This window comes from Blautia sp. MSK17_66 (assembly GCF_020538025.1).
In the GTDB taxonomy this organism is placed as follows: domain Bacteria; phylum Bacillota; class Clostridia; order Lachnospirales; family Lachnospiraceae; genus Blautia_A.
Map to the genome: position 1 here is coordinate 46,524 of NZ_JAJBNQ010000012.1, position 17,532 is coordinate 64,055.

Sequence of the window (17,532 nt, forward strand, 5' to 3'; positions counted from 1 at the left end):
TGCTCTGTTTTGATTATAAGAGGAGCTGATTGCTTTCTTATGTTTAAAAATTCAGTTTCTTTAAATAGGTTTCTTGAAATTGTCTGGAAGTGGCGAGTTCAACAAAATGGGTCTGCTTTGCAAGATGCTGGCTCTGTTCAAGGACAGTGCGGCTGCAGGCAGCCAGTTTTGCACCTTCTCCTGCGGCGTTTCCGATGGCACGAATCCGCTCAAGGAGAGGTTCCGGAATCAGTCCGATCCGGCAGGCACTCTTTGGAGAAAGGTAGGTGCCGAAGGCTCCGGCCAGCAGAACCTGCGAAATATCAGTGTCAGAAACCTTCATTTCCTGACAGAGAAGTTCGATGCCGGAAGCAATAGCAGCCTTTGCAAGCTGAACCTCCCGGATATCTTTCTGAGAAAGATAAATACCGTTTTCATCATCTGTCAGAAGCAGGGCGGAAACATTGTTACGTGTCACAAAGCGTACACCGTAGGTCTCCTTAAGTTCATCCGGCCATTTGGCTGGTTTTTCCAGACGTCCCCGTTTGGAAATGATACCAAGATCCAGAAGGCAGGCGACAAGGTCCAGAAGACCGGAACCACAGATCCCTGTGGGGATTCCGTCTCCGATCACATGAAGCTTCAGCTTTCCGTCTTCAACAGAGACATGGTCGATGGCACCGGGAGCCCCACGCATACCGCAGGAGATTCTGGCACCTTCAAAAGCAGGACCGGCAGCCGTAGAACAGGTGTAGAGCTGGTCTCCTTTTCCGAGGATGAGTTCACCGTTGGTTCCGATGTCCAGTACAAGAGTCAGTGAATCGAAGGTCTGCTGTGGAAGTGAGAGCAAAACGGCAATGGTATCCCCGCCGACGAAGCCGGCAATACAGGGAAGGACTGCCGCCTGGGCACCGATCTGGCACGGAAGTGTAAGAGAGGCTGCAGGAACACAGATCAGCTGATCAATGGTTGCCAGGTAAGGGGCATGAAGCAGAGAATCCGGAGAAACGCCGAGAAGGAGATGCTCCATACAGGTGTTGCCGGCGAGAACCGCAAAGAAGATATCCGAGGAATCAATTCCAAGAGCCCTGATATGTTCCTCTGCAAGGGCTGCGATCGCACTCTGAATGCTGGAGGTCAGGCGGGACTCCGGATCGGAAACAGCATATTCGCATCGGCTGATCACATCTGCCCCGTAGACTGTCTGGGGATTCAAGGTGCTGGAGATATGAACAGTCTTTCCGGAAACAGCGTCCAGAAGATAGGAAACAATGGTGGTAGTTCCAAGGTCGTAGGCCAGAACATAGGCATTTCCAGGCTGTTCACGGATCGCAAGCAGGGTATCTGCCTGAAGAACAAAAAAGCCTTTCCACGCACCGGAAGGATATTCGTCGGAAACCGGAAGTCTGGGAAGCTTCTCAAGCTGCTGATAAAGCGTTGTGGCTGTGGTAAGGGGAATCCTTACAGGTTCCCCTGTAAGCTGTTCCAGAACGGATGAAACTCTTCCGCAGAGCGAGTCACAGTCACCGATGGCCGGACAGGGAATTACTGCGGAGAGGAGCTTGATCTGTGCCTCTTTCAGATGGGCAATTGGAACACTGGAATCTGTCAGGATCTGTGCCTCCGTTCTGGGCGAAAGTGCAACGGTAAGATCCTCTGTCACTGTAAAATGGCATGCAAGAACAGTGACAGGCGATTCCCGGTTCAGGAGTGTGACCTGGCACTTTCCGCATTTTCCCTGCCCGCCGCAGGGAGCATCAATATATAATCCGGCCTGTCGGATCGCTTCGATCAGAAGTGTTCCGTCAGCAACGGTGATGGTCAGATTGTCTGGATAAAATTTGATGTCAGGCATGAGATCCCTCCTGTGATGCATCGACAGAATCCTGCCGGTTCTGAATGTATCCGGAATAACCGGAAAGAGAGCCATAAGGCTGGCGAAGATATTCCTTACTGAATCCGATCCGTTTCCCATCCTGAGTGATAAAAATCCGGCTGATCAGCAGAAGCGGTTCGTTTTTTTTGCATTCCAGAAGAGGAAGAAGATCTGGAACGGGAGATACAGCTGAGATTTCCAGCTGCGTATAATAACTGAAAGAATCTGTTTTGGCATTGGCTGCTTCCGGAAAAACAGCGTAGTTGATCTCGTTTTCGATGGATGGGATACCCTTGTCGTAGGGAAGGTACTTGATCTCTAAGCCGACCTGGAATTCGTCCCGGTAGCTTCCACGGTAGATGGCGATGATCCTCTGGTCAGAAGGAATCTGGAGTGCATTCTGAAGTTCTATATTCGGACGGATCAGGCGTATATCCTTAAAACGGGAAATACTTTCGGTGATTTTGGGACTTATAGTCAGAGAAAGATCGTTATTTTTGGGCTCACTGACAAAGTAACCGCGTTTGGGACGGGAGTATACAAGCCCCTCCTGGGTCAGCTGGGTCAGGCCTCGGCGCACAGTTTCTCTGGTAGTGGAAAATCTCCGGCACAGCTCATTTTCGGATGGGAGTATCTGCCCCGGAAGGAGTTCGCCGTTTACGATCTGGTCTCTCAGATGCATATAAATTGTCTGGTAAACAGGATTATTATTCTTCATAAATACCTCTGGAAATCAGTTGATTGCAAAGTGCAATGGTATCGAGTGGTTCGTTGACGCGGGCATCAGCACCGATATATTCCAGAATAGAATCATTTACACAGCCGCCGCCTATGAGGATGGTAACGCTGTCTCGGAGTCCGGCTTCTGTGATGGCCTCAACAGTACGTTTCATGGAGTCCTGAGAGTAGTGCATCATACCGCTCATCAGAACAATCTGAGGGTGATGCGTCCTGATCGCATTTACAAAGGACGACGGTGATACATTAGTTCCCAGATCGACCACATTAAAGTTATTTGCTTTTAAAAGTCCTGAGACAATGTCCTTTCCGATTCCGTGGATATCACGTTCGACTACACCGATCAGGACACATTTGTGCGGCTGAACGGAGGAATTCTCTGAAACAGGAATCAGGTCCAGAATGGAGCGGTAGAGCATTCCGGCAAACATAAGGTCTGCAAGAAAATATTCTCCCTCTTCAAACAGGGTGTTGACTTGCTTTAGTCCGCGGTCCAGGCAGGATTGAAGCTCTGCGGAAGGAATTCTGAGAGAAATCAGTTCTTCTGCGAAGGCTTGAGCCTGTTCATCATCGAGCTTTGTCATGGCATCGATCAGTTGTTCTTTTAGGCAGGTAATATCAGTCATGTGAAAAAACTCCTACAAATATAAAAATCAGTAACTGTTCAGAAGGTACTGAACAGTTATAAAAATCAGTTTGTACATATGATTCCAGACTGGAAGATCAGAGTGTCAGGACAGTCTGGAAAGATCCTCTGATGAGATTCGGCTGTGTGGAGGAACAATGAGAAAACGATCAGGTTCCCAGTTTCCGGTCAGGAGATCTGTCAGGTAGGAAAGCGTTCCGGGAAGAACATTGAGATCGAGAGAGAAGGCTCTGGCAATCTCAGAAGCTGTTTCTCTTGTCTTTACAAGATCATAGCAGCCTGTATCGATGAGTGTGATCCGCTTATAGTGAGCAAACATAACCTGGAAGATTTTGTCTGCCCGTTCACTCCCGTATCGGGCAACGGCATGTTTGTATTCATCCCAGATATTGCCCTTGCTCTTCAGCCAGCATTCTGTCAGAAAATAAGAATCCATCCAGCTGGACTTGTTCCTGGTTCCGCCGATGAGGAGGGATGTGCAGTCATCCACACGTGGCAGGACAAGCCTGGCATGGTTGCTTTCCAGACCAAGAACCGAGTTTCCGCAAAAACCGGTGGCAAAAAGAATGGTATCATAATTTTCTGCCTCGGAAATCAGATCAGAGAGAGCTTTATTCAGTTTCTTTTTTACGTTATGAAGCCGGGCTTCGATCCATACAAGATCATAGCTGATACCTGCTGCACGCATGACGGCAAGCAGCTCGTTTTCGGTTGTCCGGCATCCAATCACAAGTGTCTTATCCATAAAAACATCTTCCTTTTATCTTCCTTTCATAATAGCTTGAAACCGGAGAAAAGTCAATAAGAGACAAACAAGAGTTGGCTAAAATGCATAAAAAAATAAAAATAACTCAAAAAAAGTATAAGAAATAAACAATGATATTGACATTCTATGCAAACTTGTCTATACTAGTTGTATAAAGATAGCGCGCGAACTATATAATGTAACGGGAGGACAAAGATATGATTATTATCGGAGAGAAAATTAATGGGGCGATTCCTTCGGTAAAGCAGGCTATTGCTGATCGCGATGCGGAGCTGATCAAGCAGAGAGCACAGAACCAGACGGAGGCCGGAGCACACTTTATCGACTGTGCAGCCAGTACTGCACCGGAACTGGAATATGATGCGATGGTATGGCTGATCGATTTGATTCAGCAGGTGACTGACACCCCGATCTGCATTGACAGTCCGAATGCGAAGCTTCTTGCAAGGATTCTTGAGGAGGGTCTGGTAAAGAAGCCTGGAATGGTGAATTCAGTAAATGAAGAGGGAGATAAGTGTGAGATTATTTTCCCGCTGATCGCCGGAACTGACTGGAATGTAGTGGGACTGACCTGTGATAAGGGTGGAATTCCGACAGAAGTGGAGAAGAAGATTGATATTGCGAAACGCATCATCGACAAGGCAGTGAAATATGGGGTTGCACTGGATCATCTGCATATTGATCCATGCGTAATGGCACTTTCCACTATGCCTTCAGCAATGAAGGATTTTGAAGCCTGCATCAGAGGAATCCATGAATATGCACCTGAGGTAAAGGTGACGGGAGCTATTTCCAATATCAGTTTTGAGATGCCGGCAAGAAAGTATATCAACTCCAACTGTATGGCTTATGCGATCCAGGCGGGTCTGGACTCTGCCATTATGGATCCGTGCAATGTAGATATCATGAGTACGATCTACGCCTGCGAAGCACTTTGCATGAAGGATAAGGGTGGAAGAAAGTATAACCGTGCATACCGCAAGGGTCTGATAGGAGCAAAGAAGAAATAACCTGTCGTTTATTTTATTTATTAATGATTAAATGGAAAAGAAAGGGAAAATAACATGATAGATTTTAATAAATTAGCAGAGGCAATGGGAGATCTTGATGAAGACGTTATGGTGGAAACTCTGGAGCAGGTAATGGCAGAGGGCGGTGCTGATGCACAGAAGGCTATGGAAGCCTGCCAGAAGGGTATGGATACAGTCGGCTCTCTTTTTGAAGAAGGTGAATACTTTGTAGGTGACCTGATCTATGCAGGCGAACTGATGACAAAGGCAGTTGAGATCTTAAAGGACGCTCTGATCACGGATGGCGGCGAGGATACCGTAAAAGCAAGAATGATCCTCTGCACAGTTAAGGATGACCTCCATGATATCGGAAAGAACATTGTACGTTCCATGCTGGAAGCAGCAGGATTTGAAGTTCTGGATCTCGGTATCGATGTGGCTCCGGAAAAGATCGTTGAGACTGCAAAGGCAGAAGGAATCAATATCATTGGTCTGTCAGGAGTTCTGACACTTGCGATTGACTCTATGAAAGACACAATTGATGCATTCAAAGAAGCCGGTATGAGAGACGATGTCAAGATTGTGATCGGCGGTGCTCCTGTAAATGCTGAGGTTTGTGAGCAGACTGGTGCAGATGCGTGGGCAAGCAGCCCGCAGACAACCATCGACTACTGTAAATCCTGGGCCAAAACGGCATAAAGCAAAGAGGGGGATCTTATGGATAAAGAGTTAAAAACATCCGCTTCGATCAGTACATTTACCAGATGGATGGTAGTCGCGATCATCAGCTGCGGTGCCTACGTTGTTTATTTAACTTATCTGGCGAGATATTCTTTCTATGATCAGGTAATTGATGGCCTTAAGATTTCTAACAGTCAGCTTGGAGTGCTTTATGGTCTGTATGGTACAACAGCTACCATCGCATATTTCCCGGGCGGCGTTCTGGCAGATAAGGTCCGTGTAAAATATCTGGCAACACTTGGATTTGCCATGAGTTCCATCTTGACATTCTGGTATTCCACAGCTCCGAGCTACGGACAGTTAAAGATGATCTTCCTGCTGTTTGGACTGTGTACCACCTTCATCTTCTGGGGGATCCGTTATAAGGCGATCCGTCTTGTAAGTACAGAAGAGAACTACTCCACAAACATTGGTATCTCCTATGGCGTGGTAGGTGTGGTAGGACTTGTGGTAAGCTTTATTTCCATTGGCATTTTTGGCAAGTTTGCAGATCCGGCAAAGGGATTCAAGACAGTGATCATGTTCTACGCGATCATCAACGCGGTTTTTGCGGTACTGTCCTTTATCTTCATACCGAAGTTTGCGGATGAATTTGAGAATACCGAGAAGAAGAAACTGGATTTCAGCGAATTGGGACAGGCATTAAAGCATCCAGGTGTATGGCTGACTACTTTATGTATGTTCTTTGTTTACACGATTTATACTTCACTGGCATATACAGTCTCCTTCCTGACAGCTATCGGAGCAACAGCAGCGATCGCTTCTGTAGTGGGCACGATCCGTACCTATGGTACCAGCCTTTTTTCCTCTCCGATCGTCGGAAAAATCGCACAGAAGAAGAAACCTTCGATCATGATCATCGTCTGTGGTGTGATCACGGCTGTCAGCCTGGCAGTTCTTGCTGTGGCACCGAAAAAGGCGGAATTTATCATTCCGGCAGTGGTTCTGATCATCATCCTGTCCTTCTTCTTAAATGGTGCTTATGGAGTGACTTCTTCTATGTTTACGGAAACAAAAGTTCCGGCAGCCATTTTTGGATCTGCTTCCGGAATCCTCTCCGTAATTGGTTTTGTACCGGATATGTTTGTATCTCCGGTTGCCGGAAAGTGGCTGGATACATATGATACCGCAGGTGCCTACACAAGGATCTTTGGTGTTCTGGCAGTCAGTGCACTCCTTGCAGTTCTGTGTGCATATCTGGTAAAGGTATATGCAAAGAAGCTGGAAGCAAATGAAAAGTAGATAGAAATAAACAGTATTATGAAAACAAGTGACTGAATGAACAGGAGAATAGATTATGGATTTAGAAAAACTGTTTTTTACTCAGGAGGACGCTGCGTTTATTCATGAGCAGTCCTTAAAGGTTTTAGCCGAGACAGGCTGTGTGTTTGATGATGAGAAAGCAAGAAACGTGCTTCAGAAACACGGTGCACGTGTAGATGGGAATGTGGTTTACTTCACAAAGGAACTGGTAGAGAAGGGGCTGTCTACGGTTGTGGATTCTCTGGAACTCTATCGTCCTGACGGAACCATCTATCAGATGGGACATGGCAGCAAGAGCATGTGTACAGCAGGAAGCCCTCCATATATTCTGGAAGACGGCAAATTCCGTTTTGCAGTTATGGATGACTATGTACGTATCTGTAAGCTGGTTCAGACAAGTGACTGTCTGGATATGACGCACTTAAATCTCTGTGACACCTATGATATCGACCGTAACGAGAGAGCCTATCATATGATGGCAGCTCTGCTTCGCTACACAACTCTGCCGATGTCCATCACTGCACTTATGACGGCGAAGGAAGATACCGGCATGGTAGCATCCAGACTGATCGACATGGTATCTCAGTTTATCGGTAAAGAAAACAATGAGCCTGTCATGATCGGATGTGTCAGCCCGATCTCACCTCTGGCTTATATCAAAGAAGCACTGGATGCACTGTATGTATACTGTGAGCGCAATCAGCCGATACAGCTGGCTGCATGTTCGCTTCCGGCTCTGACCAGCCAGGCTTCCCTGATGGGAACGATCATCCAGAACAACGCAGAGCTTCTGGCGGCGATCGTACTGATCCAGTTATTAAGACCGGGACTTCCAATTTTTTATGGAAATACTTCTACATCCACAAACCTGAGAAAGGTTTCCATGGCACTGGGCAACAGCGAAACAGCACTGATCTCTCTGGCAACAGCTGCGATGGCAAAATTCTATCACATGCCATTCCGTACCTCCGGAGCATTAAACGATGCAGTCGACATTGACTTCCAGGCAGGTGTGGAATCCGCACTGAACCTGACATGTGGAGCATTAAGTGATGTTGATCTGATCTATTTTGCAGCAGGTATGTTAAGTGGATTTAACGTAACATCTCTGGAGAAATATGTGGTTGATGAACAGCTCATCAAGATGGTGAAACGTCTCTACAAAGGTGTGGACATTGACAGAACCAAGGATTATACTGCAGAGATCGCCAAAGTTGGTCCGAAGGGAACCTTCCTTTACGGAAGAACACCAAAAGAATACAGAAAAGAGCATTTCATTCCGGATATCTTTGTCAAGACAGATTACAAGGCATGGGAAAATGATGGCAGCGTAAGCATCAAGGATCGTGCTTCCCAGGTTGTAAAGAATCGAATCGAAAGCTACAAAGCACCTGAGATCACTCCGGAACAGATGAAAGTCATTGAAAAGTATTTGTAATTAACTTATACTGAAATGGGTGAAGGCGGTCCACCTGGATTGCCTTCACCTTTCTGTATAAAGGGGTTGATAAAATAATGATTATTTATAAAAACGTCCAAAAAAGCTACGGGGACAGAGAGATTATCAGGGACGTAAACTTTACGGTGGAGCAGGGAGAGTTTGTGGTGATGATCGGCCCGTCCGGCTGCGGCAAGACGACGACGGTAAAGATGCTGAATCGCCTGATCGAACCATCAGGAGGACAGATTCTTATTAATGGTACAGATAATCGGGAGATGGATCTTGTGAAGCTTCGTACTTCTATTGGTTATGTGATCCAGCAGATCGGCCTGTTTCCGAATATGACGGTGGAAGAGAATATTTCTGTTGTCCCAAAGATCATGAAATGGGACAAAGAGAGAACGAAGAAGAGAGTGCGGGAACTTATGGATATTGTCAATATGCCTTATGAAGAATATGGCAAAAAATATCCGAAGCAGCTCTCAGGGGGACAGCAGCAGCGAATAGGTGTGCTGCGTGCACTGGCGGTCAATCCCCCGATCATTCTTATGGATGAGCCTTTTGGAGCTCTGGATCCGATTACCAGGGAGATTCTTCAGTCGGAGGTCAAGAAGATTCAGACGGAATTAAATATCAGTGTTCTTTTTATTACCCATGATATGCATGAGGCTATGAAAATGGCAGACCGTGTGATATTTATGGACAGGGGACGTATCCTTCAGGAAGCGGCACCGAAGGAGATGGTGCTTCATCCGGCAAACGAGGAGATACGAAAATTTATATCTCTTCAGGAGGTCACTCTTTCGGGAGACCAGCTCACGGCAGGAGATATGATGCTGCCGTATCATGGAATCATAAGTGCAGATGCACCTGTGGTTTCTGCGACAGAGGGAATCAGGGAGATCAGTCGGAATATTGATCTTTCCAAATATAAACAGATCTATGTAAAGGACGAGCACGGAGTGCCTGTTGGCGAGCTTTCTATGGAAAGCATCATACAGTCTCTTTTAAAGAAGGTGTGATCATGCAGACGTTTATCGATAAATATGGTGCAAAATTACTGACTGCCATCGGGCAGCACATCGTTTATGTAGTGATATCAGTGCTGATCGCGGCGGTGATCGGACTGGCTCTGGCGGTATTTCTTTCCCGCTTCCGTAAAGCGGCAGGAATCATTATGCCATTGGTCAGCGTATTCCAGACGATCCCGGGTATTGTTTTTATTGGGGTTCTCATGCTCAAAATGGGAATGACGCTCTGGACTGTTCTTACGGCATTGAGTATTTACGCAGTCTTTCCAATCCTCAAAAATTCTTATCAGGGTTTTCTGAATATCGATCAGAGCTTCATGGAGGTGGCCAGGGGCTGCGGAATGAACAGATGGCAGATGTTCTGGCGAGTGGAATTTCCGATGGCACTTCCGGCGATCTTTTCCGGAATCCGCATGTCGCTGATCTACACCGTGAGCTGGGCGATTCTGGCGGCGATGATCGGCCAGGGCGGACTTGGAGAATTTATATACCGTGGGATTGATGCCAATGTAAAAGAATATATCGTGATCGGTTCCGTTCCGATCGCAGTTTTGGCGGTGCTGTTTCGGCTGGTGATTGATAAAATAGAGAAAATATGTGTGTCAAAGGGGTTGCAGGAAGATGAATCTTAGAATGGTTCTGGAACATTTATACCTGGTGGCTGTATCCTGCTTTTTTGTAATTCTGTCTGGCGTGCCGCTGGGGATTTTTACTTATTATCATCCCAAAGTGGGAAAGGTGATCCTGACAGCAGTGGATCTGATGCAGACAGTTCCGGTACTTGCTGTTATGGGACTTCTGATGACGGTATTTGGTGCCAATGGGCTGACTGTGATCATTGCCATGGTGCTGTATCTGCTTCTTCCTGTTGTTCGGAATACAGACACCGGATTAAAGAACGTCAGTGCAGTTTACAAAGAAACAGCAGATGCCATGGGGATGAATCGATGGGAAAAGCTGAGATATGTGGAGATTCCAATGGCTTTTCCATTTATCCTGACAGGGATCCGGATTGCGGTAGTTACGGCAGTTGGTGTCGCTGTATTTGGCACTTTTGTGGGCGGCGGTGGTCTTGGAAGCGTTCTGTATCGGGGAATTCGAATTCAGAACTTCGCAATGATCTTCAGGGGGACATTTGCTCTGATGGTCATGTCCATGGTATTTGACTATCTGCTCGGCTTTTTGGAAAAGAAGGGGGAAGCTTCTTATGAGGAAAAGAAAACCAGCTAGATTTCTGGTGATATTTGTTGTCTGTCTGTTTCTTCTGTCTTTCTGTGCCTGCGGATCCAAAGACAAAAGGACGGTGACAATCATAGATGGTGACTTTGCTGAGATGCGTCTGTTTACACAGATTGCGAAGCTGATGATCGAGGATCGGACAGATATCAGGGTGAAGGTAAAGGATTCTATGGCCAGCAGCCTTGCCTTCGAGCAGATCAAAAACGGCAAAATGGACATTTACATGAGCTATGACGGCTCTCTTCTGACGGCTTATCTGGGACATGATCCGTCAGAGGTGCCAGAGGGAACAAGCCTGTATGACTATGCAAATGAACTCGGCAAAAAGGAAGCCGGAGTCATGCTTTCACCGAAGCTTGGTGAGCAGAATACCTATGTGGCGGCAGTGATGCCGGAGACGGCAGAAAAGTATCATCTCACAAAGGTCAGTGACCTGAAGAAATGTGCAAAGGAACTGACCTTTGCGGCAGAGCATGAGTTTTTTGATGAGGGATCCAAGCACTTCGATGCTTTTGTTTCCACATACGGACTGGATTTCAGACAGAATAACACGATCGACCGCGGATTAAAGTATGTCGGGATCAATGCCGGAAATATGGATGTGACTGTCGTGTATTCCACAGACGGGCTGAATAAGCGGTTTGGACTGGTGACTCTGGAGGATGATCTGCACTTCTTCCCGGAATACAATGGTGCATATCTGCTCCGTGCGGATCTTTATGAAGATTTTCCGGAACTGGAAGCGATCTTCCAGGAACTCGCAGGAAAATTTGACAACGAGATCTGTACTGACCTGAATTATCGGATCGATGTGAAGGTCGAAGAACCCAAAAAAGTAGCCAGAGAGTTTCTGGAAGAACATAATATGCGTTAAATTTTTATCCAAAGTCGTGGCGGGTATATGAGATGTGAAGATACCTGCCGCGGCTTTTTAACTAAGAGTATTCCTGATCAAATTCTATAACAAATGATATCGTATGCTTCAGTTGTGCTAAACATCTGATTATTAGCAATCAATTTTTATATTTCTACGACAAATAAGCAGATTTCCAACTGCTTCAAAAAATGATATACTCTTATTGATAATACTGTTTATGCAGCTCGATATATTAAATAGTTAGGTAATTATTCAGAAAGCAGTATCCCGCGAGGCATTTTGACTCGTGACTGTGAGGGTGCTGAACAGTTACGAAATAGAATGGAACAGGAAAGGGGACTTTATGGGGGCACATTCATCAGGATATTATAGTATTGACGGGGATTACAATATTATTGGGTTTAACGAGACAGCGAAGGAAATCTATCCGAGCCTTCAGATGGGAATGAAATGTTACAAAGCACTGATGGGACTGGATGCACCATGTCCGCCGTGTCCGGTGGTCAATGGAATCTGCGGTCCAAAGACATATCTGGATCCCATTCGTCATATTTACGAGACTGTGGATGCGGTGGATACCATCCTTCTGGACGGCAGCAGAGGGCATGCACTGGTTTTCAGTACCGTTGCAGAGGGAGAGAGAATGTCAAGTGCGATTCCTACAGGAGAGAAATCTCTGCGTCTTCTGGGGGCAGTCAATCGGCTTGCTTCGGACTATGTGGCAGTTTATTCTGTCAACCGTCAGCAGAAAACAATTTCTGTTTACCGCTCTGAATTTACAAATGATCCGGACGACAGTATTGTGAAAGATAATGCGGATTATGATACAGTGAGGGAATATCTTACCCGCTATATCCATCCGGATGACCGCAGCTACGTCCTAAAAAAAATGGAACTGGATTATCTGGAACAGAAACTTGCAAATTCATCGAGTTTCAGGGTGCATTTCAGGAGTGCAGGAGAAGAGACGCATTATTACTATCTTCTGGTTACCAGAAACGGTGAAACGGAGGATGAGCAGGATTTTATAATCGCTGCCGCATGCGAGGATAATGATGTAAATGCACGCAAAATATATGAAAATCAACTGAATTCCCTGATTGGTTCCATTTCTCATGCTGCGGGATATTTTCATCTGGATATCACGGATGATAAGATACTCAAAACCGGTGGAACATCTGCGATCGTGGATATACTGGAGTCGGATTGTACGATTGATGCGTTTGTCCGGGATACGGCACAGTATATTCCGAAGGAGCAGGACAGACAGGATTTCATTGATGCTTTCTGTCGAAATTCCATGCTTGAGAACTACAATGCGGGACAGGTGGAGATAACAAGAATTTCGAGATGCTATTATGATGACAATATTGCACGTATTTCAAAGTACGTGGTACGGCTTTTGATAAATCCGTCGAATAATCATCTGGAGGGACTTTTGTATGGAGTGGATATTACCCGGTCACAGGAGGAATATGAGACGCAGGTCAGTATTGTCCGTACACTCAGCAGCAATTACAGGGATGTATATCTTCTGAATCTCCGAGAAAAAACGCTCTCGATCATCAAAGAGGAAGAGGGAAATGAAGATGGCCTGAAGAAGAAAGAGGACGGCAGCTATTCTTATAAGAAGTTTCTTGCAAAATACATTGAAGAGCGGGTGCATCCGGATGACCGCGATATGCTGCATGAAGTACTGAGGCTTCGCAATGTGCGTAAGAGGATCAGGAAAAAAGAAGAGTACAAGGGCAACTACCGGGTAAAAAACGGAGATGAGGTTCATTATTATCAGTTCCGCGTTATCAGAAACGAGGATTCAGGGATTATTGTGTTGGGATTTCTGAATGTAGATGATGTTGTGGAGGCTGAAATCCGACAGCAGAAGCTTCTGAAAGAAGCACTGGATACTGCAGAGCGTGCCAATGAAGCCAAGACAAATTTCCTCAGGAGAATGAGTCATGATATCCGCACACCGATCAATGGAATCTGCGGGATGCTCGAGGTCGCGGATTATTACCATAATGATATAAATAAACTGGCAGAATGCAGAGAAAAGATCAGGGATGCCTCTCACCTTCTGCTGGAGCTGATCAATGAGGTCCTTGATATGGGAAAACTGGAATCCGGTGAGATTATGCTGGAGGAGGTTCCGTTTAACCTTTATGATATAGGGCAGAATGTTCTTAAGATAATCGAAAAAATGGCGGAGGAACGAAAAATAGAAATCACCCAGGACAACATTGGAGTTGTCCACTGGAATCTGATCGGCAGTCCGGTTCATGTAAAACGTATCATGATGAATTTTATAAGTAACGCAGTCAAGTATAATAAGGAGCATGGCAAGATTATGCTGAGATGCAGAGAAATTTCTGCAGAAGGTGATACTGCAGTGTTCGAATTTACCTGCAGAGATACGGGAATTGGCATGAGCCGGGAATTCCAGGAGCATCTTTTTGAACCGTTCACGCAGGAGAGGGTCGGCGGTTACAGCAAATATGGCAGTACGGGACTTGGAATGTCGATTACGATGGGGCTTGTAAAAAGAATGGGCGGAGATATTACTTTTGAGAGTGAGAAGGACAAGGGTACTACCTTTGTGATCACGATACCGTTCAAAATTGATATGGAAAAAAGAGAGGCAGAAAAGAAAGCAAAGAAATCCGTATGTTCCATTGCCGGTCTGAATATCCTTCTGGTTGAGGATAATGAACTGAATATGGAAATCGTGGAATTTATCACGCAAAATGCAGGGGCAGTTGTGACAAAGGCATGGAATGGCCGGGAAGCCCTTGAAATTTTTGAAAAATCTGCGGAAGGCTGCTTCGATGCGATCCTGATGGATGTCATGATGCCAGAGATGGATGGTTATGAAGCAACCGAAAGAATCCGCAGATTGAACAGAAAAGATGCCAGGACAATTCCAATCATCGCAATGACTGCAAATGCTTTTACAGAAGATAAAATAAGGTCAAAAGCAGCTGGGATGAATGAACACATTGCGAAGCCGCTGAATACGGAACTTGTACTTCAGGCAGTGGCAAAACTGGTTCAGCCACCAGTGGTGGACTGATCAGAATCGTTTCACAAGGACTGTTTTGGAGTGCTTTCGCAGCAGGCGGTTATAGGCTGAATATTTTGCCTTTGGAACGCGGACGGTCATCTTTTTTACACCCTGATCGATCTTAGAGGAAACGGTGGTAAGGCGGGTGCTTTTGATCGTAATGACGCATTTTGTTTTTACATTCCGGAATGACTGGGAACCGATGCGTGTCAGTCCGGTACCGATCGTGACGGTCTTAAGATTCCGGCAGTTATAAAAGGCCTGGCTTCCGATGGCAGAAACATTATGTCCGATTACAACACTGGAAAGCTTCTTCTTGTTGGCAAAGGCCTTGCTCCATACAGAAGTTACCTTGTAGGTGGCACCTGCATATTTGATGGTGAGCGGTATGACAGCCTTGCCAAGACGGCTGTTGGAAGTTCCATAGCAGGTGACGGTCTGCTTTCCGGTCACACGATAGATCAGAGAGGAAGTGGTATGACTTACCTGCCATTGAGCGTACAGGGTAACATTTCCTTTGATCCTGATATTCTGGCCCGGCAAATAGCGGGTTCCCTTTCCGTCGGCTCTGGTATTCCAGCCGGCAAAGAAGCGGGAAGTACAGTAAGGCGCATTCTTAACTCTGGCAGTTTTGCCGGAAGCATAGCGGGTTTTGTCGGAAGGAATACCGCTTACATTGAGCCTGGTGTTCCTGACATACTTTACCTGATAAGTGCGCGGCTTCGGAGTCGGTGTAGCGGTCGGAGTCGGGGTCGCAGTAACGGTTGGAGTTGGTGTTACGGTAGGAGTAGGTGTCACAGTGACAGTCGGAGTCGGTGTAGCGGTCGGAGTCGGGGTCGCAGTAACGGTTGGAGTTGGCGTTATGGTCGGAGTAGGTGTCACAGTGACAGTCGGAGTCACGGTAGGAGTAGGAGTCGCAGTAACTGTTGGTGTAGGAGTCGCAGTTGGAGTTGCGGTAGGAGTCGCAGTCGCAGTCGGAGTTGGTGTCGGAGTCGCAGTCGGAGTTACGGTCGGTGTCGGTGCAACAGTTGGCGTAGCGGTTGGTGCCTGGTCAAGGGTTCTGGTGTGTGCTTTAATGGAGAAGCAATAGGGGCTGTCCAGGGTTGCGACATCCTTCCAGGTTTTGGAATCTCTGGAATAGAAACTCTGTCCGGGAGTAGTTCCGGCAACAGTTTCCAGCCAGTCCAGATCCCTGGATGCTTCCACATAATAACTGATCTGTGAATCTGCCAGAGTCAGTACAACCGAAAACTGAGAACCGGGAGTCAGCATGACTGGTTCCGGGAGAGTTACGGTATCAATTCCGGCGAGTGCCTGTGTGTACTCAAAGGGGGCTGCATAAGCAGGAACTCCGCTGGCAGGATCTTTTGGATCCGTAAGGTCTGTATAGATCTGAATCTGATAGGAAGCGTTGTCAGTTTTGGAAGCAGTCACGATCTCACCGAGCTGTTCGTAGTTTCCTTTTCCGGCCTTTGCGGTAAAAATATTAGCGATCGAATAGCCAGTCTTTAAAGTGAAAGTTGTTGTACTTGAATTTGCCCCGTCATAAAAATAATTATTCGGATATGCTGGAGCTGTGGTAGCCGTGTTGCATATAAGGTTTCTTAAGGACTGATCCTCATAGGAAATATAGAAATATCCATTATCTCCCCAGTCAGTATCGTAGCTGTTTTTGACGATCCAGGCACCATTATTCTGGACATCGGAAGCGGAGGTGAAATTTTCCTTTGAATAATGATCGTTCCATCCGACAAGGGTGACAGCGTGATTTACGGAGCCTGATGACGGATAACAGGAGGCGGCAGTGTCCGGATTGTAATATCTGCCACTGCTGTCCATATAGATCATGGCAGAAACAGATCCATACTGTGAAAGGAGCAGTTTGGTCCGTTCTTCCCCATACTGCGAAAAAACAGCGTTTTCCATATAGACAGAGGTATCATAGGCAAGGCTGCTGTCAGGAACCATGGATGCCGAAAAATCCCGTGTATGGGTGCTGTCAGTAGGGAGTGGAACCTTATCTTCGGTAGTCATGCCGGACCAGGTGCTTAAGAAAAAGGACGCGATCATACCATTTCCACTGTCATGATAATCACTTCCTTTGTGGATATATTTGTCATTTGGGGTGTTTCCAAGTGGATCATCCGTGCGGTGAGCAAAGAAATAGGCAAGATGTTCCTCAGAAAGATCCCAGCATCCCAGTCCCTGAGAAAGAAGGCTGGTCTCTGCATTGGAAAGAAGGCTGAAAGCCCAGCAGATACCGAAGGGATTCTGAAATTTGACAGGAGTTACAAGGTTCTCATCTCTGGAATCGTATACTTCAGGAAGGACGGCGTATGTGGCGATATCGGAAGAAAGATCACTGTCGACATCGTCCAGGGGTGTCATAGGCTTGAGGTTCTGCAGTGGCGCCAGCTGTGCCTGACGTTCTTCCTCTGTCATAGGACGTCCGAGAATATAGTCTAGATCATCATCTGCCGAAACGGAAGAATCGCCGGAGGTAAAAAGGGAATCCTCTTCTGAGGAAAAAAGTCCATCTTCGGTGCTCAAAGAGATATCGGAAGCAGATTCTGTATTATCAGAAGCAGACTCAGATCCCTGAGTATCATCGATGGTTTCTTCGGTGAATTCTACATCTGGTGAAGTCTCTTCTTCAGGAGAGGAGACAAAATCAATGTCCGCAGATTCAGCAGAAACCGTCTGCATATCGGAAGGAAAGCTTCCGGCAAGAACGGCGGCACAAAGAATGACTGACAGACTGCGCAGTAAGTTGGGTGTTTTCTTATTCATATCATGTCCTCCGTGAAATTAATTTCTGACTCTGTTTTCATCATAACATGAAAAAAAGCTCCGAACAATAAAAG

At 46.3% G+C, this 17,532-nt stretch carries 14 protein-coding genes; 9 read left to right on the top strand and 5 right to left on the bottom strand.

Features of this window, described 5'->3' with window-relative positions:
* Nucleotides 1–43: 43 nt before the first annotated feature.
* The 4 genes from LIR34_RS07965 to LIR34_RS07980 form a co-directional block, all read right to left on the bottom strand.
* Nucleotides 44–1,834 (bottom strand): ASKHA domain-containing protein, encoded by a 1,791-nt coding sequence (locus tag LIR34_RS07965; protein WP_173902465.1) that lies wholly within the window; start codon nt 1,832–1,834, stop codon nt 44–46.
* Nucleotides 1,827–2,573, bottom strand: a complete 747-nt coding sequence (locus tag LIR34_RS07970; protein ID WP_161285994.1) for a GntR family transcriptional regulator — start codon at nt 2,571–2,573, stop codon at nt 1,827–1,829. Before LIR34_RS07970 ends, LIR34_RS07965 begins: the two co-directional genes overlap by 8 nt.
* Nucleotides 2,563–3,219: a cobalamin B12-binding domain-containing protein gene (locus LIR34_RS07975; RefSeq protein ID WP_161285993.1), complete on the bottom strand. Its 657-nt coding sequence runs from the start codon at nt 3,217–3,219 to the stop codon at nt 2,563–2,565. The genes LIR34_RS07970 and LIR34_RS07975 overlap by 11 nt, the downstream gene beginning before the upstream one ends.
* A 105-nt stretch (nt 3,220–3,324) precedes the next feature.
* Entirely contained in the window at nt 3,325–3,984 is a 660-nt protein-coding gene (locus LIR34_RS07980; protein ID WP_173902466.1) for a DUF1638 domain-containing protein, read from the bottom strand.
* 218 nt (nt 3,985–4,202) lie between these two features.
* Between LIR34_RS07980 and LIR34_RS07985 the strand changes: the two genes are divergently transcribed.
* The 9 genes from LIR34_RS07985 to LIR34_RS08025 all read left to right on the top strand — a co-directional run bounded on the left by LIR34_RS07985 (nt 4,203) and on the right by LIR34_RS08025 (nt 14,677).
* Nucleotides 4,203–5,015, top strand: a complete 813-nt coding sequence (locus LIR34_RS07985; protein WP_173902467.1) for a dihydropteroate synthase — start codon at nt 4,203–4,205, stop codon at nt 5,013–5,015.
* A 54-nt stretch (nt 5,016–5,069) separates the two neighbouring features.
* Nucleotides 5,070–5,714: a cobalamin B12-binding domain-containing protein gene (locus tag LIR34_RS07990; RefSeq protein ID WP_161285990.1), complete on the top strand. Its 645-nt coding sequence runs from the start codon at nt 5,070–5,072 to the stop codon at nt 5,712–5,714.
* An 18-nt stretch (nt 5,715–5,732) separates the two neighbouring features.
* A complete protein-coding gene (locus tag LIR34_RS07995) occupies nt 5,733–6,998 on the top strand; it encodes an MFS transporter (protein WP_173902468.1) in 1,266 nt (421 codons plus the stop codon).
* A 55-nt stretch (nt 6,999–7,053) separates the two neighbouring features.
* Complete coding sequence (locus LIR34_RS08000; protein WP_173902469.1) at nt 7,054–8,457, top strand: trimethylamine methyltransferase family protein; 1,404 nt, start codon at nt 7,054–7,056, stop codon at nt 8,455–8,457.
* A 77-nt stretch (nt 8,458–8,534) separates the two neighbouring features.
* The gene (locus LIR34_RS08005) at nt 8,535–9,482 is read left to right on the top strand and encodes an ABC transporter ATP-binding protein (RefSeq protein ID WP_161285987.1); all 948 of its coding nucleotides are present in this window, start codon (nt 8,535–8,537) and stop codon (nt 9,480–9,482) included.
* A gap of 2 nt (nt 9,483–9,484) precedes the next feature.
* Nucleotides 9,485–10,123 (top strand): ABC transporter permease, encoded by a 639-nt coding sequence (locus LIR34_RS08010; RefSeq protein WP_161285986.1) that lies wholly within the window; start codon nt 9,485–9,487, stop codon nt 10,121–10,123.
* Nucleotides 10,113–10,721: an ABC transporter permease gene (locus LIR34_RS08015; RefSeq protein WP_173902470.1), complete on the top strand. Its 609-nt coding sequence runs from the start codon at nt 10,113–10,115 to the stop codon at nt 10,719–10,721. The genes LIR34_RS08010 and LIR34_RS08015 overlap by 11 nt, the downstream gene beginning before the upstream one ends.
* A complete protein-coding gene (locus LIR34_RS08020) occupies nt 10,699–11,604 on the top strand; it encodes a glycine betaine ABC transporter substrate-binding protein (RefSeq protein ID WP_173902471.1) in 906 nt (301 codons plus the stop codon). The genes LIR34_RS08015 and LIR34_RS08020 overlap by 23 nt, the downstream gene beginning before the upstream one ends.
* A 346-nt stretch (nt 11,605–11,950) precedes the next feature.
* A complete protein-coding gene (locus LIR34_RS08025) occupies nt 11,951–14,677 on the top strand; it encodes a hybrid sensor histidine kinase/response regulator (RefSeq protein ID WP_244092272.1) in 2,727 nt (908 codons plus the stop codon).
* Here LIR34_RS08025 and LIR34_RS08030 read toward each other — a convergent pair whose 3' ends face one another.
* Nucleotides 14,678–17,458 (bottom strand): C1 family peptidase, encoded by a 2,781-nt coding sequence (locus LIR34_RS08030; protein ID WP_173902472.1) that lies wholly within the window; start codon nt 17,456–17,458, stop codon nt 14,678–14,680.
* Nucleotides 17,459–17,532: the final 74 nt, after the last annotated feature.

Bases quoted from the DNA above. Each gene is read 5' to 3' on its own strand.
- LIR34_RS07965 (WP_173902465.1), bottom strand. From the start codon at position 1,834: ATGCCTGACATCAAATTTTATCCAGACAATCTGACCATCACCGTTGCT.
- LIR34_RS07970 (WP_161285994.1), bottom strand. From the start codon at position 2,573: ATGAAGAATAATAATCCTGTTTACCAGACAATTTATATGCATCTGAGA.
- LIR34_RS07975 (WP_161285993.1), bottom strand. From the start codon at position 3,219: ATGACTGATATTACCTGCCTAAAAGAACAACTGATCGATGCCATGACA.
- LIR34_RS07980 (WP_173902466.1), bottom strand. From the start codon at position 3,984: ATGGATAAGACACTTGTGATTGGATGCCGGACAACCGAAAACGAGCTG.
- LIR34_RS07985 (WP_173902467.1), top strand. From the start codon at position 4,203: ATGATTATTATCGGAGAGAAAATTAATGGGGCGATTCCTTCGGTAAAG.
- LIR34_RS07990 (WP_161285990.1), top strand. From the start codon at position 5,070: ATGATAGATTTTAATAAATTAGCAGAGGCAATGGGAGATCTTGATGAA.
- LIR34_RS07995 (WP_173902468.1), top strand. From the start codon at position 5,733: ATGGATAAAGAGTTAAAAACATCCGCTTCGATCAGTACATTTACCAGA.
- LIR34_RS08000 (WP_173902469.1), top strand. From the start codon at position 7,054: ATGGATTTAGAAAAACTGTTTTTTACTCAGGAGGACGCTGCGTTTATT.
- LIR34_RS08005 (WP_161285987.1), top strand. From the start codon at position 8,535: ATGATTATTTATAAAAACGTCCAAAAAAGCTACGGGGACAGAGAGATT.
- LIR34_RS08010 (WP_161285986.1), top strand. From the start codon at position 9,485: ATGCAGACGTTTATCGATAAATATGGTGCAAAATTACTGACTGCCATC.
- LIR34_RS08015 (WP_173902470.1), top strand. From the start codon at position 10,113: ATGAATCTTAGAATGGTTCTGGAACATTTATACCTGGTGGCTGTATCC.
- LIR34_RS08020 (WP_173902471.1), top strand. From the start codon at position 10,699: ATGAGGAAAAGAAAACCAGCTAGATTTCTGGTGATATTTGTTGTCTGT.
- LIR34_RS08025 (WP_244092272.1), top strand. From the start codon at position 11,951: ATGGGGGCACATTCATCAGGATATTATAGTATTGACGGGGATTACAAT.
- LIR34_RS08030 (WP_173902472.1), bottom strand. From the start codon at position 17,458: ATGAATAAGAAAACACCCAACTTACTGCGCAGTCTGTCAGTCATTCTT.